Source organism: Streptomyces griseoloalbus, from assembly GCA_014650015.1.
Classification (GTDB): domain Bacteria; phylum Actinomycetota; class Actinomycetes; order Streptomycetales; family Streptomycetaceae; genus Streptomyces; species Streptomyces griseoloalbus.
Window position 1 is genome coordinate 215,446 of the sequence record BMUD01000012.1, and the last position, 17,906, is coordinate 233,351.

Here is a 17,906-nt window from a genome sequence, read left to right on the forward strand (position 1 = left end):
CGGCGGCCTACGGATCAATCGAGCCTTTTTGACAGCCCTTGTAGCGATCGGGACACGCGTGGCCGCGGGCTCCGGCACGGCACGGCTGTCCGCCCCGCCGCTGTCGGCACGTCTCAGCGCGCCCGGAACCTGCCGGGCGTCATGCCGGTCGTCCGCCGGAAGGCCGCCCCGAAGGCGCTCGCCGAGCGGTAGCCGACCGCTTCGGCCACCACGTCGACCTCGCAACCGAGAGAAAGGAGCTGCACGGCGTGCTGGGCTCGTACCGAGGCGACCCAGCGGGCGAAACTCGTGCCCGTCTCGGCGCGGAACGCACGGGTCAGCGTGCGCGCGCTGCATCCGAGCGAGGCGGCCCAGCCCGTCAGCGTCCGCTGGTCGGCGGGATCGGCCCGCACCACGTCCACGATCGGCCGCAGCAACGCGGACGTGGGCAGCTGCACCAGCAGCGCCCGGCGCGACGGCCGCAGGACGTCGAGGACCATCGCCTCGGTCACGGCCCGGGAACGCGGCGGCAGGTCCGCCTCCTCGAGCCGCTCCAGGAGGAGCCGGAGCAGCGGGGTGATCTCCACGGCCACCGGCACGTCGGGCAGCGCCGACACCGTGCCGTGCCGGAAGAAGTGGGCACGGTAGGAGGTGCCCGCGACCGCCGAGGCGGAGTGCAGCTGCCCCGCCGGCATCCACAGTCCCAGGGTCGGCGTGACGCACCACACCCGGGAACCCACCACGACCGTGGACGTACCGCGCTCGTTCCACAGGAGTTCGTGCCACGGATGCGAGTGTTCGTTCCACGCCGTGTCGGTGGCGACGACCTCCTCGTACCCCTGGATCACGAACGGCACGTCCACCTCACCCGCGGCGAGCGACGGCAGGTCCCTGGTGACACGCATGCGCTCAGGCTAACCGGAGCCCGGCCTCCGCCGGCCGTCGCGTCCGAGGACTCGGGCGGTCTCGCGCGCGGCGCCGTGGGCGGGCGCGGCCGACGCCGATGAGCGTGGGGGCGGCGGGCCCCGCCCGGCCGCCGCCGACCACCGCGACGCCGACGTGCCGTGTCATGCGGCGGTGGTGAACTTCCTGCGCCAGGCCAGGGACACGTGGACGAGGCCGATCAGGACGGGCACCTCGATCAGGGGTCCCACGACGCCGGACAGGGCCTGGCCGGAGGTGACACCGAAGGTGGCGATGGCGACCGCGATGGCCAGCTCGAAGTTGTTGCCGGCCGCCGTGAAGGCGAGGGTGGCGGTGCGGTCGTAGGCGAGGCCGATCACCTTGCCCAGGAGGAAGGTGCCGGCCCACATCACGGCGAAGTACACCAGCAGCGGCAGCGCGATGCGTGCGACGTCGAGGGGCTGGGTGGTGATGGTCTTCCCCTGCAGGGCGAAGAGGACGACGATCGTAAAGAGCAGGCCGTACAGCGCCCACGGGCCGATCTTCGGCAGGACGGCGGTCTCGTACGTCTCGCGGCCCAGTGTCCGCTCGCCGATGCGGCGGGTGAGGAATCCGGCGAGGAGCGGCACCCCGAGGAAGATCACGACGTTGAGCGCGATCTTCCCCGTCGAGATGTCCAGGCTCTCGCCGTCGCCCAGGCCCAGCCGGCCGGGCAGCAGATCGAGGTAGAACCAGCCGAGCAGGCCGAACGCCAGGACCTGGAAGACGGAGTTGAGGGCGACCAGGACGGCGGCGGCCTCACGGTCGCCGCAGGCGAGGTCGTTCCAGATGACGACCATGGCGATGCAGCGGGCCAGACCGACGATGATCAGGCCGGTGCGGTACTCGGGCAGGTCCGGCAGGAAGAGCCAGGCCAGCGCGAACATCACGGCCGGGCCGATCAGCCAGTTGACGACCAGCGACGAGACCATCAGCCTCTTGTCGCCGGTGACGGCGTCGAGCCGGTCGTAGCGGACCTTGGCGAGCACCGGATACATCATGACCAGCAGGCCGAGCGCGATCGGCAGGGAGACGCCGCCGACCTCCAGGTGCGCGAGGGCGTCGTCCATGCCGGGAACCAGGCGCCCCAGGCCGAGACCCACGGCCATGGCGACGAGGATCCAGACGGCGAGGAAGCGGTCGAGCGTCGACAGCTTCGCGACGATCGAGGGTTCCTCGGCGGTCGCGGGTGTTTCTGTGCGGGTCACGGACAGGCCCTCTTGTTGTCGGCGGCGTTGCGGGCGGACTCGGCGAGGTCGGTGAACTGGCCGGCGAGCCGGGCGATGACGTCCGGACGCAGCTTGTAGTACGTGTACCGGCCGCACGGCTCGGTCTCGACCACACCGGCCTCGCGCAGCACTCTGAGGTGGTTGGAGAGGTTGGTCTGCCGGGCACCGGTCTCCTCCACCAGGTGGGTGGTGCACAGCGTCTCTCGGGCGAGCAGGGCCACGATGCGCAGCCTGAGCGGGTCCGCCAGAACCCGGATCAGGTCAGCGTCGACTGACGTCATCATGTGCTGATACTGTCACATCAGTGATGACTGACATCACGGGTACTGAAGTCATCCACGCCTGACGCCGTCGTGAGACAAGAGAGACCTCCTGATGTCCGACAAGCCCTCCGTGCTCTTCGTCTGTGTCCACAACGCCGGCCGTTCCCAGATGGCCGCGGCGTGGCTGACTCACCTGGCCGGGGACCGCGTCGAGGTCCGTTCCGCCGGCTCCGCCCCGGGCACCGAGGTCAACCCGGCCGCCGTCGAGGCGATGCGCGAGGTCGGCATCGACATCGCCGCCGAGGTACCGAAGGCGCTCACCGTGGACGCCGTGCGGGAGTCCGACGTCTGTATCACCATGGGCTGCGGCGACACCTGCCCGGTCTTTCCCGGCAAGCGGTACCTGGACTGGCGGTTGGACGACCCGGCGGGGCAGGGCGTCGAGGCGGTCCGCCCGATCCGGGACGAGATCAAGGTGCTGGTCGAAGGACTGATCGAGGAGATCGCCCCGCAGCGGAAGAGCTGATCGGGGAGATCGGCCTCCAGCGGAAGAGCTGATCGGGGAGATCGGCCTCGCAGCCGAAGGCCTGAGCTCCGAGGCCGAAGCGGTGCCGGCGGCCCGCCGGAGCGGACCACCGCAGACGGCCCGTGACAGCAGGCCCGCCATGCCCGCGAGGACGCCGGGGCCACGCTGTCGTACACCCAGCCGGCCCGCCGTTCCGAGACCAGCAGGCCGGCCTCGCGCGGTCTGCGCAGGTGGTGGCTGACGACACCATGACGTCCGGCCGGGCCCGCACCCGGTGGCGTCCGGTGCCGCGACCTGGCGCCGGGACGTAGGATCGATTGCCGATATCGGTTTCGTCACTGCCCCGGGCCGGGGCGGAAGGTGGGAAGAGGGTGCGGGAATTCCAGCGGGGCGCGGTGCGGCTGCACATCCTCCACCACGCCGCCGAGGAGGAGATCCACGGCGCCTGGATGACCGAGGAGCTGGCCCGTCACGGGTACCGGATCAGCCCGGGCACGCTGTATCCGACGCTGCACCGGCTGGAGGCCGACGGGCTGCTGGCATCCGAGCAGCGTGTGGTCGGCGGCCGTACCCGGCGGGTGTACCGGGCGACGGAGGCGGGGAGGCAAGCGCTGGCGGAGGACCGCCGGGCGCTGAGCGAGCTGGCCCGAGAGGTCCTCGGCGACGACGTACCCGGCTGAATCGCGGCCGGAGCACGGCGCGCGGCCCGACCTCGCGGTTTCAGCTCCGCGCCGCGGCCGCACGGCGGACGCCGTACACGGCGGCGCCCGCCGCCAGGACCGCCGCGCCGGAGATCACCGACGAGACGGGAAGCGCGAAGGCCAGGACGAGGCACCCGGCCAGACCGACGACCGGGACGATCCGCGCCGGACGGCCCTCGTCGGGAGCGAGGGTGAGAGCGGAGGCGTTGGCGACCGCGTAGTACACGAGGACGCCGAAGGAGGAGAACCCGATCGCCGCCCGCACGTCCGCCGTGGCCGCGACCGCGGCGACGATCAGGCCGACGACCAGCTCCGCGCGATGCGGCACCTTGAACCTCGGGTGGACGGCCGCCAGAGCGGGGGGCAGGTGCCGGTCCCGGGCCATCGCCAGGGTGGTCCGCGAGACTCCCAGGATCAACGCCAGCAGCGAGCCGAGCGCGGCCACCGCCGCACCCACCCGTACGACCGGCTCCAGCCCGCCGGCACCGGCGGCGCGCACCGCGTCCGACAGCGGCGCCGCCGCCGCGGCCAGCCGCACGGGACCCAGCACCAGCAGCACGGACACCGCCACCATCACGTACACGACCAGGGCGATGCCCAGGGCCAGCGGAACGGCCCGCGGGATGGTGCGCCGCGGATCGCGAACCTCCTCACCGAGCGTCGCGATCCGCGCGTACCCGGCGAACGCGAAGAACAGCAGGCCGGCCGCCTGCAGCACACCGCCGAAGGTGGTGTCGTCGCCGACGGCCAGGCGTGCCGCCCCGGTCCTGCCGGACGTGAGCGTGGCGACCACGACCGCGGCGAGCACCGCCAGGACGACGGCGACGATCACCCGGGTCAGCAGTGCGGACTTCCGCACGCCCGTGTAATTGACCGCGGTCAGCGCCACCACGGCGGCCACCGCCACGGCGTGGGCCTGGCCGGGCCACACGTACCAGCCGACCGTCAGCGCCATCGCCGCGCAGGAGGCGGTCTTACCGACCACGAAACCCCACCCGGCGAGGTAGCCCCAGAACGCGCCGAGACGCTCGCGGCCGTAGACGTACGTACCGCCCGAGGCCGGGTGGCGGGCGGCGAGGCGGGCGGAGGAGGTGGCGTTGCAGTACGCGACGACGGCGGCCAGGGCCAGCCCGATGAGCAGCCCGGAGCCGGCCGCGCGGGCGGCCGGGGCGAGGGCGGCGAAGATTCCCGCGCCGATCATCGACCCCAGGCCGATCACGACGGCATCGCTCACCCCCAGCCGCCGGTGCAGCTCGTCCGGCACCCCGACGGTCGACGGCTTGCTCATGGCCCACTCCTCCGGCGGCGTGGCCGCACCTGTGACGGACGTCGATATCGGCAGACGATACGGGACCTCGCAGGCCGCTTCGACCTCACCCCGGGCCGCAGGATGCCCGTCCGGCCGCCCGGTTACCCTGGTGGCCTGCGGCAGCCCGGACGGGCGGCCGCGCGGCGGTGGGGCTCGCCGCACCCGAACCGCGGCACCGACGCCGCCGACAGTCCCTACTGGTGATCGCACCCGCTCGCACTCCCGGGCGAGGACACGAGTAGGAGACGCGCGTCCATGACCACACCACGCGACCGGAGCGCCGGAACCACGGCCGCCGACGCCGGTCTGTCACCGCCCGCTCGGCGCCGCCGGGCCGCACGGGGGCAGGCACCCGTCGTCGCCGCCGTCGCGGTCGGCGGCGCCCTCGGGGCCTCGGCCCGCTACGGAGCCTCACTCCTGTGGCCCACCGCCGCCGGCGGCTTCCCCTGGACCACCCTGGCGGTCAACACGGTCGGATGTGCGGTCATCGGCGTCTTCATGGTGATCATCACCGATGTGTGGGCCGCGCACCGGCTGGTGCGGCCCTTCTTCGGGACCGGCGTCCTGGGCGGCTTCACCACGTTTTCGACGTACGCCGTCGACATCCAGCGCCTGGTGGCGGACGGCCACGCCCGCACCGGCCTGACCTATCTGGCGGCCACCGCACTGGCCGCCGTCGCGGCGGTGTGGTGCGCTGCGGAGGGGACCCGCCGGCTGATCTCCCGGAGGCAGAAGTGACACGGCTGCACGGCACCGCACTGCGGGTGACGATCTTCGTCGGCGAGAACGACACCTTCCGTCACCGGCCCCTGTACAGCGAGATCGTCCACCGCGCGCACAAGTCCGGCCTGGCGGGGGCCAGTGTCTTCCGCGGCATCGAGGGTTTCGGCGCCTCCTCCCTCGTCCACACCACCCGGCTGCTGTCGCTGAGCGAGGACCTGCCGGTGGCCGTCGTCATCGTCGACGACGAAGAGCGCGTCCGCGCTTTCCTGCCCCAGCTGGACGAACTGGTCACCGAGGGCCTGGTGATCCTCGACGACTGCGAGGTCATCCGCTACGTCGGCCGGGACGAGGGCAAGGACGCGGACAAGGAGCGGCGGGGCAGGGGGAAGAAGGCGTGAACTGGCTGCTCGTCATCGCGGGAGCCATGGTCGGGGCGCCGTTGCGGTACCTGACCGACCGCTCGGTCCAGGCCAGGCACGACACGCTGTTCCCCTGGGGCACGTTCACCGTGAACATCGTCGGCTGCCTGATCCTCGGTGTCCTCACCGGCGCGGTGTCCTACGGCGCCGCCTCCGACTCGGTGCGGTTGCTGATCGGCACCGGGTTCTGCGGAGCCCTGACCACCTACTCCACCTTCTCCTACGAGACCCTGCGGCTGGCCGAGACCGGCGCGAGGTTCTTCGCCGCCGCCAATGTCGTCGCCGGCGTCGACGCCGGGGTCGGAGCGGCGTTCACCGGCGCCGGCCTCGCCCAGGCGATCTGGGCCTGAACGTCGGGACGTACCGCCACGCCGGTGATGCCCGTGCGCACCACCCGACCGCTGCCGCGCGGGCACACCGACACCGGCGGGAACAACCCCCGCCCCCGCCGGGTTGGTGCGAGCGTCGGAGAGAGAGGCGGAGCCGTGCACGGTGAGTACAAGGTTCCCGGCGGCAAGCTGGTCGTCGTGGACGTGGACGTGGAGGACGGCGTGCTGCGCCACCCGCGCGTGGCGGGCGACTTCTTCCTCGAACCGGACGAGGCGCTGGACGCCGTGAACCGCGCCCTGGACGGCGCCCCCGCCGACACCGACGCGGCAGGGCTCGCCGCGCGGATCGACGCGGCCCTTCCCGAGGGGACCGTGATGTACGGGCTGACCTCGGAGGGTGTCGGCATCGCGGTGCGCCGCGCGCTCGCGCACGCCACCGACTGGACCGACTACGACTGGCAGCTGATCCACGAGGGCCCGCAGTCCCCCGCGCTGCACATGGCGCTGGACGAGGTGCTGACCGCCGAGGTCGCCGCGGGGCGGCGTCCGCCGACGCTGCGCGTGTGGGAGTGGGGCGCTCCGGCGGTGATCATCGGCAGCTTCCAGTCGCTGCGCAACGAGGTCGACCCGGAGGGCGCCCGGCGGCACGGCATCGAGGTCGTGCGCCGGATCTCCGGCGGCGGCGCGATGTTCGTGGAGCCGGGCAACACGATCACGTACTCGCTGTCGGTGCCGGAGGCGCTGGTGCAGGGGCTGTCCTTCCAGGACAGTTACGCCTACCTCGACGACTGGGTGCTCGGCGCGCTGGGTGAGATGGGGATCAGGGCCTGGTACCAGCCGCTGAACGACATCGCCACCGACCAGGGCAAGATCGCCGGCGCCGCCCAGAAGCGGATCGTGGGTCCGGACGGCGGTCCCGGTGCGGTGCTGCACCACGTGACCATGGCGTACGACATCAACGCCGACACGATGCTCCAGGTGCTGCGCATCGGGCGGGAGAAGCTGTCCGACAAGGGCACCGGGAGCGCCAGGAAGCGGGTGGACCCGCTGCGCCGGCAGACCGGTCTGCCGCGCGGGGCCGTCATCGAGCGGATGATCGACTCGTTCCGTGCCCGGTACGGGCTCGCCGACGGCAAGGTGACGGACGAGGAGCTGGCCCGCGCGGAGGCGCTGGCGCGGACGAAGTTCACCTCGCCGGAGTGGACCACCCGAGTCCCCCGAGTTCGGCGCGGACCATCCGCCCCCTGAACCAACGGGGTCCGCCGCAGCCGTGAGCCCCCGGGGACGGTTGGCCGCCCGAAAACGCTGAGTGGTCGCAGTGCCCGGGCGCTCCGGTCTCCGCCTCACTGCCCGCGCGCCGTCACCAGCCCCGACTCGTAGGCGAACACGACCAGTTGGGCGCGGTCCCGGGCGCCCAGCTTGGTCATCGCCCGGCTGATGTGGGTCTTGGCCGTGAACGGGCTGATCACCATGTGGCCGGCGATCTCCTCGTTGGTCAGACCGCGGGCGGCGAGCGCGGTCACCTCGCGTTCCCGGCGGGTGAGGCATTCCAGCCCGACAGGTGTGGCCCGGTCCGGGGGGCGTGCCACGAACTCGCCGATCAGGGTCCGGGTCACCGCGGGCGACAGCAGGGCCTCGCCGCGCGCCACCACCTCGACGGCTTGGAGCAGGTCGGCCGGCTCGGTGTCCTTCAGCAGGAAACCGCTCGCGCCCGCCCGCAGCGCCTCGAAGACGTACTCGTCCAGTCCGTAGTTGGTGAGGATCACCACGCGCACGGCGGACAGTTCCTTCGTCGTGCCGGCCTCCGCGCCGGAACTCCTCGCGCCCGCCTGGGCTCTGATGCGCGAGTCGCTGATCGCGGGGGCCGGCAGCCGGACCGGCAGGGACTCGCGGCCTACGGTGTCTCACTCGCCAACGCCTGTCCGTTCTGAAGGGTGTGGACATGGACAGCAGCCTGCGCTCCCGGAGCACCCGCGGTCGTCGTAAGGTGGCGGGCCGGTCGATGCCGAAGTAACAGGACCTCGTACGGCACGCCCTGCGCACCTGGGACGGCTCGCACCCCTCCCTCACCCGGCACGGCTTCCCCGGCCGCGACGAACTGCCGGGCGCCCGCCTGGCGTTGCTGGCCGCCCTCGCGCCGTACCGGATCACGGACGAGGACGTGGCCGCGTGGCGCGGCCCGCAGCACACCGACCACTGCCTGGTGCACCTCGTCGCCTACGGCGCGTTCGCCGCCGTGGACCGCATCGAGACCGCCCTTTCCGCCCCGGCCACCGAGGAGGTCGTGTGACCCGCGTCGCCCACCCCCGCCGTGCGGCCGTGGCCGTCGGACACGCCTGCGTCACCGCCCGGGCACGGAGCGAGTTGACCCTTCCGCACCACAACAATGCGTGTGACACTGGCGTCCCGTCCGCAGTGCGGACTCCCTCCGCACCATTCCCCACGAGAAGTGCGCCGTGCGTTCCTTTCCTCTGCCGATCGCCCTGACCGCGCGCCTGTCCCCCGTGGTCGTACTCGCCGCGGCGGGCTGGGCCCTGACATCCGGTCCGTCGGCGGCGCCGCAGGCCGCCGAGAACGAGCCTCCCGGGAAGACGGAAACGCAGTCCGCGTCCGCCCCGTCCGAGACCCAGGCGGCGAAGACCTACGCCGCCGCGCCCGCGCCCTGCGAGAGCGTTGCCGAAAAGACCGTCAAGTCCCTTGTGCCGGGGGCCAGGACAGCGGGCAAGGAGATACCGTCCACGGACGCCGAGCTGCGCCGTACCTGCTCCTGGAACGCGCTCAAGGGCTACGAGTACCGCTGGCTCGACGTGTCCTTCGAGGTGCTGGCGTCGGACGAGGCGGCGGAGCAGACGTACGAGGGGCGCCTGGAGGACAAGGGCGGCGGGGGCGCGGTTCCCGGACTCGGTGACGCGGCGTACTCCGTCGTGAACCTCACCACCGAGGACAAGCAGCAGACCCGTGAAGGTGTGGTGGTGGCTCGCGCCTCCAACGCGCTGGTGATCGTGACGTACAACGGCAGCGACTTCGAGTCGAAGAAGGCGCCGAGCACGGACGAGATCAACAAGGGTGCCATCAAGGCCGCCAAGGAGGCGGTCGCCGCCCTGGCGGACGGGCGGCGCTGACCAGGCGGTCCGCGCCCGGCCGGGCGCGCTCGTCGACCTCCTGCACCGATGCGGAATTGATGGTTCCGTGACATCCCTCACACCGCACTCCCGATCTGTGCGGCTCGCTTAGTAGAAGGCGCGCTGGCGACATGGGGGACTTGTCCGTCTTGCCGTAAACGCGGGGCGGGCCGAGGGGGATGGTGATCCGGTGGGTGGCCGCGGGTCGGGGCTTCTCCGCCCGGCGACGGTTCCTGACGGGGCGGCAGGCGCTCCGCAGGCCGGGTCGCGGGCAGGTCTGCACGCCGTTCCGCCCGCCGCAAGACCTTCGCGGACCTACGAGGGGCAGTAGTAGCAGGGCCCTTTGCGCCCGGTGCCGGGCCGTCCCAAGAATGACCAGCCTCCGGACAGCAGGGGTGAGGTCACGCATGGGCAGGCATCGTCATCAGCAGCACTACCGGCGGACAGTCGTAGCGGCGGTCGCCATGAGCGTCATAGGCATACCCTCCGTCGCCATGGCCTGCACGGACTGGCCCGGCGACGGGGAACGCCAGGAGCGGAGCAGCGCCGGCCCGGACGCGGCCGAGTACAGGTGGGGCGGCCCCGACTGGTACAGCCGGTGGAGCAGCCAGCAGCACGGCGAGCCCACGGCGGTACCGACGGACACACCGACCGCCACCGCGAGCCCTTCCAAGGCCGGCGCACCGAAGCACAGCAGCGCCAAGCCGTCGCACAAGCCGACCCACAAGCCGAAGAAGACGGCCCCCGAGGCATCCGCCTCCCGCCCCACCACCGCGGCCCCGAAGCCCACCACGGCGGCTCCCAAGCCCACCACCACGGCTCCGAAGCCCACCACAGCGGCTCCAAAGCCCACCACAGCGGCCCCCAAGCCCACCGCGGCCGTCCCCGACCCCACCGCCGGTGCTTCGAGCCCCGCCGCGACGGGCGGCACCCAGGCCTCCACAGCCGTCGCCAGGGTCGTGGAACTCGTCAACGCCGAGCGCGCCAAGGCCGGCTGCTCCCCGGTGAAGGTGAACGCCACCCTGACCGGGGCCGCACAGAAGCACAGCGAGGACATGGCGGCGAGCGGCAACATGTCCCACACCGGCTCGGACGGCTCCTCGCCCGGCGACCGCATCACCCGCGCCGGCTACAACTGGAGCACCTACGGCGAGAACGTCGCCTACGGCTACTCCACTCCCGAGCAGGTGATGGCCGGCTGGATGGCCAGTCCCGGCCACAAGGAGAACATCGTCAACTGCGCGTTCAAGGAGATCGGTGTCGGTCTCGCGCAGCCGGGCGGCTACTGGACCCAGGACTTCGGCACGGCGCAGTAGGCGCCGTCCGCTCACGCGCGCCGGTGCCCTGCCATCGGCGCGACGTACGCCGGACAGGGGTCACCGTCAGTGAGAAGGGGACACGCGAAAACGCGAACCTACATGAGTGCCGGGATGATCTCCCCGCCGTACGCGTCGATCGTCGTCTCCTGCGCGTCGTGCATGTCGTACAGGGCGAAATGGTCCACACCCAGCTCGCGCAGTGCCTTCAGCTTCTCGATGTGCGCCTCGGCCGGGCCGAGCAGGCAGAACCGGTCGACGATCTCGTCGGGGACGAAGTCCGTGGACGGGTTTCCGGCCCGCCCGTGGTGGCTGTAGTCGTAGCCGTGCCGTTCCCCGATGTACGCCGTCAGCGCCTCGGGGACCATGCCCGAGTGCTCGCCGTAGCGGGCGACCAGGTCCGCGACGTGGTTGCCGACCATGCCGCCGAACCAGCGGCACTGCTCACGGGCGTGGGCCAGGTCGTCACCGACGTACGCCGGGGCGGCGACGCAGACGGTGACGGAGGCGGGGTCGCGCCCGGCCTCCGCCGCCGCGGCGCGGACGGCCTTCACCATCCACTCGGTCAGATACGGATCGGCGAGCTGGAGGATGAAGCCGTCGGCCTTCCGCCCGGCGAGGGCGAGCGCCTTGGGCCCGTACGCCGCCATCCAGACGGGCAGCTTGCCGTTCCTCACCCACGGGATCCGCAGCGGCTGCCCGTCGATCTCGGTCTCGCGTCCCTCGGCGAGATCACGGATCGCGTCGATCGCCTCGCCCAGGCGGGCCAGGGTGTTGGGTTTGCGTCCGGCGACGCGCATGGCGGAGTCGCCGCGGCCGATGCCGCAGACGGTGCGGTTGCCGAACATGTCGTTGAGGGTGGCGAAGGTGGAGGCGGTGACCTCCCAGGTGCGGGTGCCCGGGTTGGTGACCATCGGGCCGACCTTCAGCTTCGTGGTGTTGGCCAGAATCTGGCTGTAGATCACGAACGGCTCCTGCCACAGCACGGCGGAGTCGAAGGTCCAGCCGTGGGTGAAGCCGTTCCGTTCGGCGCGCTTCATCAGGCCGACGACCCGCGAGGCCGGCGGGTCGGTCTGCAGTACGAGTCCGAAGTCCATGCGCATTGTCCCTAGTCGAGGTACTGGCAGGTGGAACGTGGGGTGTAGACACCGTGTCCGGCGCGCCCGGTGTACTCCCGCTCGGTGATGACGGGGACACCGCGCGACAGGACGGTCTCCACGCGGCCGGTGACCCGCTTGCCCTCGTACGCCGAGTAGTCGACGTTCATGTGGTGGGTGTCGGCGGAGATGACCTGCTCGGCGTGCGGGTCGTAGATCACGACGTCGGCGTCCGCGCCCGGCGCGATGGTGCCCTTCTTCGGATAGAGGCCGAACATCCGGGCCGGGGTGGCGCAGGCGATCTCGATCCAGCGGCGGCGGGAGATGTGCCCGTCGAGGACGGCCTGGTGGAGCAGGTCCATGCGGTTCTCCACGCCCGGGAGACCGTTGGGGATCTTGGAGAAGTCGCCGCGGCCGAGCTCCTTCTGGCCGACGAAACAGAAGGGGCAGTGGTCGGTGGAGACCACCTGGAGGTCGTTGGTGCGCAGGCCCCGCCACAGCGCGGCCTGGTGCTCCTTCGGCCGCAGCGGGGTGCTGCACACGTACTTGGCGCCCGCGAAGTCGGGCTCGGCGAGGTTGTCGGTGGACAGGAACAGGTACTGCGGGCAGGTCTCGCCGAAGACGTTCAGGCCGTCGTCGCGGGCCCGGGCCAGCTCGGCGACCGCCTCCGTCGCGGAGACGTGCACCACGTACAGCGGGGCGCCGGCGACCTGGGCGAGCCGGATGGCGCGGTGGGTGGCCTCGGCCTCCAGCAGGGCCTTGCGGACCTCGCCGTGGAAGCGGGGGTCGGTCTCGCCGCGGGCGAGGGCCTGCTCGACGAGCACGTCGATCGCGATCCCGTTCTCGGCGTGCATCATGATCAGCCCGCCGTTCTCGGCGGAGCGCTGCATGGCGCGCAGGATCTGGCCGTCGTCGGAGTAGAAGACCCCCGGGTAGGCCATGAACTGCTTGAAGCTGGTCACGCCTTCCTCGACCAGCAGGTCCATCTCCTTGAGCGTCTCCTGGTTCACATCGGAGACGATCATGTGGAAGCCGTAGTCGATGGCGCAGTTGCCCTCGGCCTTGGCGTGCCAGGCGTCCAGGCCGTGGCGCAGGGAGTGGCCGACGCTCTGCACCGCGAAGTCGACGATGGTGGTGGTACCGCCCCAGGCGGCGGCCCGGGTGCCCGTCTCGAAGGTGTCGGAGGCGAAGGTGCCGCCGAACGGCAGCTCCATGTGGGTGTGGGCGTCGACGCCGCCCGGGAGGACGTACTTCCCCGTGGCGTCGATGGTCCGGTCGGCGGTGAAGGTCTCGGCGGCCGGGGTGGCCGAGGCGGCGAGGGCGGCGATGCGGCCGTCCTCGATCAGGACGTCGGCGTGGATCTCGTCGGAGGCGGTGACGACGAGGCCGCCACGGATGACGGTACGGCTGCTCATGGTGCTCCCTCTCCTCACGTGTTCGGTGCTGTCAGGGGGCGGTCAGCGGTCCGTGGGCGCCGGGGGGCGCGGTCGCGGTAGAACCGTCGGCGGTCGCGGACCTCGCGCAGGGTGGCCAGGTCCGGGTCGCGGCCGACGAGCCGGCTCCCGCTCGGCGAAGGCCTGCACCCGGGGGTCGTCCCGCGACAGCTCCTCCCAGGACCGGACGGCCTCGCCGCCGAGCATCCGGTGCAGCACGGGGGCCTCGGCGGCGCGGTCGGCCAGCAGCCGCCCGGTGGCTCTGCCACCGCGGTAGCCGCACAGCACGATCCGGCCCCGGCGCTCCCCCCGCCCGCCGAGTCCGGCGCGGAGCCGGCCGTCGCCCTCGCCGCCGCCGGCCTGCCGGGCGACGCGCTCCCGGTCGCGCGGTACGTCGTCCACGGCCGGCCGCTCCCCCGCCGTGCCGCGGACGCGGTGGGCGGGGTCGCTGACGACGAGGCTGTTGGGCCAGGTGATTGAGGCACAAGACGGCGACCCGTCGCGGCCGGTCGAGCCGGTCCGCGCCGGCGACCACCTCGGGCTCCCCGGCGAGCACCCGCTCCAGCGCGCGTACCTGCCGGACCGACAGGGCCGGTGCCGAGGGTTCCCAGGTGGTCATGGCGGGGTCCTTGTGTTCGGTGTACCGCTACTGGATGGTGTTCGGTGTACCGCTACTGGATGCTCCTCAGAGCGCTCTCGAGGATCGCGGCGCCCTCCTCGGCCTCCGCGACGTTGAGGGACAGCGGCGGGGCGATGCGCAGGGCGCTGGTGTCGTGGCCGCCGCCCTTGCCGATGAGCAGACCGCCCGCGCGGGCCGCCTCGAGGACGGCGGACGCCGCCTCGGGGTGGGCCTCGTCGGTGCCCGGCCTGGTCAGTTCGACGCCGATCATCAGCCCGCGTCCGCGCACCTCCCGGACGGCCGGAACGTGGGCGCCGACGGCCCGCAGCCGCTCGATGAGCAGGCCGCCCACCCGGCGGGCGTTGCCCTGGAGGTCGTGCTCCAGGTGGTAGTTGAGGTTGGCCAGGCCCGCCGCCATGGTGATCTGGGTGCCGCCGAAGGTGGAAATGCTGTTGGCGTCCAGGCAGTTCATGATCTCGGCGCGGGCGACGACCCCGCCGATGGACATGCCGTTGCCGATGCCCTTGGCGAAGGTCAGCATGTCGGGCGGTCCGCCGCGGCCGTGGGCCTGCCAGCCCCAGAAGTGCTCGCCGGTGCGGCCCCAGCCGGTCTGCACCTCGTCGGAGATCCACAGGATGCCCCGCTCGTGCAGCACCTCGCGGAAGGCCGCGTAGAGGCCGTCGGGCGGTGAGGTGAAGCCGCCGACGCCCTGGATCGGCTCGGCGATCAGCGCGGCGGGCGGGCGGGTGTGGCCGAGGAGGTCCTTGAGGTCGTCGACGCAGGCGGCGACGAAGTCGTAGTCGTCGAGGGCGGCGAACGGGCCTCGGGTACGCACCCCGCCGTGGACGTACAGCGTCTGGAGCGGGGAGAGGGAGGTCGGGGACCAGCCGCGGTTGCCGGTGATGCCGACCGCGCTGAACGAGCGGCCGTGGTAGCTGTTGCGCATCGCCAGGATCGTGTTGCTGCGGCGGTAGGTGGTGGCGAGCAGCAGGGCGGTGTCGTTGGCCTCGGTGCCGGAGGTGGTGAAGAAGACCCGGGCGTCCGGGATGCCGCTCAACTGGGCGATCCGCTCGGCCAGTTCCACCATCTGCCGGTTGAGGTAGAGGGTGGAGGAGTGGACGATCCGCCCGGCCTGCTCGCTCACCGCCTTGGTGACCTCGGGAAGGGCGTGGGCGGTCATGGTGGTGAGGATGCCGCCGAAGAAGTCGAGGTAGCGGTTGCCCGCGGAGTCCCAGACGTGGCGGCCCTCGCCGTGGGTGATCTCGATCGGCTCCTCGTAGTAGAGGGCGAGCCAGTCGGGGAGCACGGAGCGGTGGCGGCCCAGGAGGTCGTCGGTCATGGCCGCACCAGCCCTTCGTAGGCGTCGGGGCGGCGGTCGCGGTAGAAGGCCCACTGCTGCCGCACCTCCTCGACGAGGCCGAAGTCCAGGTCGCGGACCACGAGCTCCTCCTTGGTGTCGCTGGCGACGTCGCCGACGAACTGTCCGCGCGGGTCGACGAAGTACGAGGTCCCGTAGAAGTCGTTGTCCCCATACTCCTCCACACCCACGCGGTTGATCGCGGCGACGAAGTATTCGTTCGCGACGGCCGCCGCCGGCTGCTCCAGCCGCCACAGGTGGGACGAGAGGCCGCGGTGCGTGGCGGACGGGTTGTAGACCAGCTGTGCGCCGTTGATGCCGAGTTGCCGCCAACCCTCCGGGAAGTGGCGGTCATAGCAGATGTAGACGCCGACCTTGCCGACGGCGGTGTCGAAGACCGGCCAGCCGAGGTTTCCGGGCCGGAAGTAGAACTTCTCCCAGAAGCCCTTGACCTGCGGGATGTGGTGCTTGCGGTACTTGCCGAGGACGGTGCCGTCGGCGTCGATCACCGCCGCGGTGTTGTAGTAGTAGCCGGACTGCTCGATCTCGAACACCGGCACGACGATCACCATGCCGGTCTCGCGGGCCAGCGCCTGCATCCGGCGGGTGGTCGGCCCGTCGGGCACGGGTTCGGCCCAGCGGTAGTGCTCGGGGTCCTGGACCTGACAGAAGTAGGGGGAGTTGAACACCTCCTGGAACCCGATGACCTTCGCCCCCCGACGCGCCGCCTCGCGGGCGTGCTCCTCGTGTTTCGCCAGCATGGACTCGGTGTCGCCGGTCCAGGTGGCCTGGACCAGAGCGGCACGTACGACGTTGGTCATGAGCTGCTCCTTCGACGCGACGTCAGCGCCTCTACGCCTGTAGAGACGGGCGTAGAGGGACGAACGTAAGCCTCTCGGACGGCCTTGCCAAGACCATCGTCGCCACGGCCGTGGAGTCGATCGTGTTTGACACCCCTGTGGGTGAGTCGGGCGTGCCGCCGGGCCCGGTCAGGCGGCGAATCCCGCGACGCGCAGGGCGTGCAGCAGATCCCAGTGCCGCTCGTCCGAGACGTCCCGGGCGGCGGCCAGGAGCAGGGGGACGAGCCGCTGCGGATCCGGTGCGGCGGTGCGGGCCGCGTCCTCGGGGGTGCGCATGCGGACGCAGGCGTCGAGCAGCGCCCGCACCTCCCGGTGCCGCTCCTCGCCGGTCAGGGCGAGCACGGCCCGTCCGATCTCGTCGACCGGCCGCACCACGCCCTGCCGCAGGATCTGCTCCGCGTCCTGCGCGCGGCCGGCCGCGGTGAGCGCGTCGGCCGCGGCGACCAGCCGGTCCGCGGGCAGCGAGGCGGCGGCCTCCCACAGCAGGGTCGCCCAGTCGGCACCCAGCCCGGCCCTGCGCATCTCGTGAGCGAGCAGCGGGAACCGGGCGGCGGGCCAGTGCGCGGCCTCGACCAGCACCGCGTGCGCCTCTCCGCTGCGCCCTTCGCTCCGCAACCGCGCGAGTGCCCCGACGATCCGCCCGGCCTCCCGCCGGTCCGCCCCGTCGACACCCCGCTCCGTCCGGTCACTCGGGCCCCGTCGACCACCCCCGTCGCCCTGGCCGCTCCGGTCGCTCCGGGGCGGCTCCTCCCCCGCCGCCCCGGCAGCGCCGGCGAACCGCGCACCGCGCGCGGCGGGCGCCGCTGCGGGAAGGCTCGGTACGGCCGCGGGGGGCACGGCGACGGGACCGTCCGCCTCCTCCGCCGCCCCGGCGAACCGAGCCCCGCCCCGCCGGCGCCTGCGCTGCCCGGGGGCGGCGGGCGCGGGCTGCACGGCCCCGGGTGCGGACCCACCGCCCCGCTCGGGTGCGGGCCGGTGACCACCGGGACCGTGTCGCTCGGGTGAGAGGGTGGCGGGTGCCGTGGGGTGGTTCCCGGGCCGTCCGGACGCAGCCGAGGGGTCGGCCTGCGGCGTCGGCACCCGCGCCGCCTGCCCCTCGCGTCGGTCGAGGGAGGTCACGCGGGCGGTGATCTCCGCGCACCGGGCCGTGGCGCGCCGGTGGTCGTCGTCGGCCCAGGCGAGGGCAGGACCGAGTGCGTCGGCCTCCTCGCGGGTGGCGGCGGAGGCCAGCCGGTGGGTCAGCTCCGCCCGGCGCTCCGCCGCGTACCGCTGCTCGCGCAGCATGACGTCGAGCCGGTCGCGCAGGGCGTCCCGGGCCCCCGGCCGGGCGTCGTACGCGTCCAGGGCGGCCAGGTGCAGGGCGCGGGCCGTCGGGGTCTCGGTCGCGGCGGCGGGACCGTACGTTGCGGCGAGGTCCTGGAGCAGGGCCTCCAGCACGTCCCAGGGCGGCGGCTCACGTCCGTCGACGCAGGCCCGCATGCCGTCGGGATCCCGCTGCCAGAACACCGCGCACCAGCCGGCGGACCGGTCGAGGCGTGCCAGCAGGCCCCGCAGGTAGTCAGTGAACTCCCGGACCGCCACCGGGAGTTGATCCGCTTCCATAGCCAACTCCCACCAGATCCGGAGCACCGGCTCCGTAGGTAACACCCGGCGTGTTACGGCCGCGCTACGGAGAGTTTTCC

17 protein-coding genes and 3 pseudogenes are annotated in these 17,906 nt (G+C 72.4%); 9 read left to right on the top strand and 11 right to left on the bottom strand.

Annotated elements, in window-relative coordinates; genetic code table 11:
- Positions 1–113: 113 nt before the first annotated feature.
- The 3 genes from IE178_RS19925 to IE178_RS19935 all read right to left on the bottom strand — a co-directional run bounded on the left by IE178_RS19925 (position 114) and on the right by IE178_RS19935 (position 2,434).
- The gene (locus IE178_RS19925) at positions 114–884 is read right to left on the bottom strand and encodes a helix-turn-helix transcriptional regulator (RefSeq protein WP_193513256.1); all 771 of its coding nucleotides are present in this window, start codon (positions 882–884) and stop codon (positions 114–116) included.
- A 162-nt stretch (positions 885–1,046) separates the two neighbouring features.
- The gene (gene arsB / locus IE178_RS19930; RefSeq protein WP_193513257.1) at positions 1,047–2,129 is read right to left on the bottom strand and encodes an ACR3 family arsenite efflux transporter; all 1,083 of its coding nucleotides are present in this window, start codon (positions 2,127–2,129) and stop codon (positions 1,047–1,049) included.
- Positions 2,126–2,434, bottom strand: coding sequence for an ArsR/SmtB family transcription factor (locus IE178_RS19935; protein WP_184762936.1), 309 nt, complete (start codon positions 2,432–2,434; stop codon positions 2,126–2,128). Before IE178_RS19935 ends, arsB begins: the two co-directional genes overlap by 4 nt.
- Positions 2,435–2,525: 91 nt before the next feature.
- On the opposite strand from IE178_RS19935, the gene IE178_RS19940 reads away from it, so the two are divergent.
- Positions 2,526–2,939 carry an arsenate reductase ArsC gene (locus tag IE178_RS19940; protein ID WP_184762935.1) on the top strand — a complete coding sequence of 138 codons (414 nt, stop codon included), beginning with the start codon at positions 2,526–2,528 and terminating at the stop codon, positions 2,937–2,939.
- A gap of 371 nt (positions 2,940–3,310) precedes the next feature.
- On the top strand, positions 3,311–3,619 hold the full coding sequence (locus tag IE178_RS19945; RefSeq protein WP_193513258.1) for an Rv3488 family transcriptional regulator: 309 nt from the start codon (positions 3,311–3,313) through the stop codon (positions 3,617–3,619).
- Positions 3,620–3,659: 40 nt separating this feature from the next.
- Here IE178_RS19945 and IE178_RS19950 read toward each other — a convergent pair whose 3' ends face one another.
- Entirely contained in the window at positions 3,660–4,928 is a 1,269-nt protein-coding gene (locus IE178_RS19950) for an APC family permease (protein ID WP_193513259.1), read from the bottom strand.
- Between the two features lie 276 nt (positions 4,929–5,204).
- Between IE178_RS19950 and crcB (IE178_RS19955) the strand changes: the two genes are divergently transcribed.
- The 4 genes from crcB (IE178_RS19955) to lplAB all read left to right on the top strand — a co-directional run bounded on the left by crcB (IE178_RS19955) (position 5,205) and on the right by lplAB (position 7,668).
- Positions 5,205–5,687 carry a fluoride efflux transporter CrcB gene (gene crcB, locus IE178_RS19955; RefSeq protein ID WP_184762932.1) on the top strand — a complete coding sequence of 161 codons (483 nt, stop codon included), beginning with the start codon at positions 5,205–5,207 and terminating at the stop codon, positions 5,685–5,687.
- The gene (locus IE178_RS19960; RefSeq protein ID WP_193513260.1) at positions 5,684–6,070 is read left to right on the top strand and encodes a DUF190 domain-containing protein; all 387 of its coding nucleotides are present in this window, start codon (positions 5,684–5,686) and stop codon (positions 6,068–6,070) included. Before crcB (IE178_RS19955) ends, IE178_RS19960 begins: the two co-directional genes overlap by 4 nt.
- Positions 6,067–6,441, top strand: a complete 375-nt coding sequence (crcB, locus tag IE178_RS19965; protein WP_193513261.1) for a fluoride efflux transporter CrcB — start codon at positions 6,067–6,069, stop codon at positions 6,439–6,441. Before IE178_RS19960 ends, crcB (IE178_RS19965) begins: the two co-directional genes overlap by 4 nt.
- Before the next feature lie 135 nt (positions 6,442–6,576).
- The gene (gene lplAB / locus IE178_RS19970) at positions 6,577–7,668 is read left to right on the top strand and encodes a lipoate-protein ligase LplAB (RefSeq protein WP_193513262.1); all 1,092 of its coding nucleotides are present in this window, start codon (positions 6,577–6,579) and stop codon (positions 7,666–7,668) included.
- A 95-nt stretch (positions 7,669–7,763) separates the two neighbouring features.
- Here lplAB and IE178_RS19975 read toward each other — a convergent pair.
- A pseudogene (locus tag IE178_RS19975) lies at positions 7,764–8,204 on the bottom strand (LuxR C-terminal-related transcriptional regulator); the annotation flags it as partial.
- 230 nt (positions 8,205–8,434) lie between these two features.
- On the opposite strand from IE178_RS19975, the pseudogene IE178_RS36960 reads away from it, so the two are divergent.
- The 3 genes and pseudogenes from IE178_RS36960 to IE178_RS19990 form a co-directional block, all read left to right on the top strand.
- Positions 8,435–8,710: pseudogene (locus tag IE178_RS36960) on the top strand (carboxymuconolactone decarboxylase family protein); the annotation flags it as partial.
- Between the two features lie 166 nt (positions 8,711–8,876).
- Positions 8,877–9,542, top strand: coding sequence for a hypothetical protein (locus IE178_RS19985; protein WP_184762927.1), 666 nt, complete (start codon positions 8,877–8,879; stop codon positions 9,540–9,542).
- A gap of 407 nt (positions 9,543–9,949) precedes the next feature.
- Entirely contained in the window at positions 9,950–10,858 is a 909-nt protein-coding gene (locus IE178_RS19990) for a CAP domain-containing protein (RefSeq protein ID WP_193513263.1), read from the top strand.
- A 98-nt stretch (positions 10,859–10,956) separates the two neighbouring features.
- On the opposite strand, the gene IE178_RS19995 is transcribed toward IE178_RS19990, so the two are convergent.
- The 6 genes and pseudogenes from IE178_RS19995 to IE178_RS20020 all read right to left on the bottom strand — a co-directional run bounded on the left by IE178_RS19995 (position 10,957) and on the right by IE178_RS20020 (position 17,826).
- The gene (locus IE178_RS19995; RefSeq protein WP_193513264.1) at positions 10,957–11,955 is read right to left on the bottom strand and encodes a TIGR03842 family LLM class F420-dependent oxidoreductase; all 999 of its coding nucleotides are present in this window, start codon (positions 11,953–11,955) and stop codon (positions 10,957–10,959) included.
- Positions 11,956–11,966: 11 nt separating this feature from the next.
- Complete coding sequence (gene hydA, locus IE178_RS20000; RefSeq protein ID WP_184762923.1) at positions 11,967–13,370, bottom strand: dihydropyrimidinase; 1,404 nt, start codon at positions 13,368–13,370, stop codon at positions 11,967–11,969.
- A 182-nt stretch (positions 13,371–13,552) separates the two neighbouring features.
- Positions 13,553–13,847 (bottom strand): annotated as a pseudogene (locus tag IE178_RS36965) (PucR family transcriptional regulator); the annotation flags it as partial.
- Between the two features lie 212 nt (positions 13,848–14,059).
- Positions 14,060–15,346, bottom strand: coding sequence for an aspartate aminotransferase family protein (locus IE178_RS20010; protein WP_184762922.1), 1,287 nt, complete (start codon positions 15,344–15,346; stop codon positions 14,060–14,062).
- Complete coding sequence (locus IE178_RS20015) at positions 15,343–16,185, bottom strand: nitrilase-related carbon-nitrogen hydrolase (protein WP_193513265.1); 843 nt, start codon at positions 16,183–16,185, stop codon at positions 15,343–15,345. Before IE178_RS20015 ends, IE178_RS20010 begins: the two co-directional genes overlap by 4 nt.
- A 168-nt stretch (positions 16,186–16,353) precedes the next feature.
- Positions 16,354–17,826, bottom strand: a complete 1,473-nt coding sequence (locus tag IE178_RS20020; protein WP_193513266.1) for a hypothetical protein — start codon at positions 17,824–17,826, stop codon at positions 16,354–16,356.
- Between the last annotated feature and the right edge of the window lie 80 nt (positions 17,827–17,906).

Excerpts from the sequence above, each read along its gene's own strand:
- IE178_RS19925 (WP_193513256.1), bottom strand. The coding sequence starts at position 884 with ATGCGTGTCACCAGGGACCTGCCGTCGCTCGCCGCGGGTGAGGTGGAC.
- IE178_RS19935 (WP_184762936.1), bottom strand. The coding sequence starts at position 2,434 with ATGATGACGTCAGTCGACGCTGACCTGATCCGGGTTCTGGCGGACCCG.
- IE178_RS19940 (WP_184762935.1), top strand. The coding sequence starts at position 2,526 with ATGTCCGACAAGCCCTCCGTGCTCTTCGTCTGTGTCCACAACGCCGGC.
- IE178_RS19950 (WP_193513259.1), bottom strand. The coding sequence starts at position 4,928 with ATGAGCAAGCCGTCGACCGTCGGGGTGCCGGACGAGCTGCACCGGCGG.
- crcB (WP_184762932.1), top strand. The coding sequence starts at position 5,205 with ATGACCACACCACGCGACCGGAGCGCCGGAACCACGGCCGCCGACGCC.
- IE178_RS19990 (WP_193513263.1), top strand. The coding sequence starts at position 9,950 with ATGGGCAGGCATCGTCATCAGCAGCACTACCGGCGGACAGTCGTAGCG.
- IE178_RS19995 (WP_193513264.1), bottom strand. The coding sequence starts at position 11,955 with ATGGACTTCGGACTCGTACTGCAGACCGACCCGCCGGCCTCGCGGGTC.
- hydA (WP_184762923.1), bottom strand. The coding sequence starts at position 13,370 with ATGAGCAGCCGTACCGTCATCCGTGGCGGCCTCGTCGTCACCGCCTCC.
- IE178_RS20010 (WP_184762922.1), bottom strand. The coding sequence starts at position 15,346 with ATGACCGACGACCTCCTGGGCCGCCACCGCTCCGTGCTCCCCGACTGG.
- IE178_RS20015 (WP_193513265.1), bottom strand. The coding sequence starts at position 16,185 with ATGACCAACGTCGTACGTGCCGCTCTGGTCCAGGCCACCTGGACCGGC.
- IE178_RS20020 (WP_193513266.1), bottom strand. The coding sequence starts at position 17,826 with ATGGAAGCGGATCAACTCCCGGTGGCGGTCCGGGAGTTCACTGACTAC.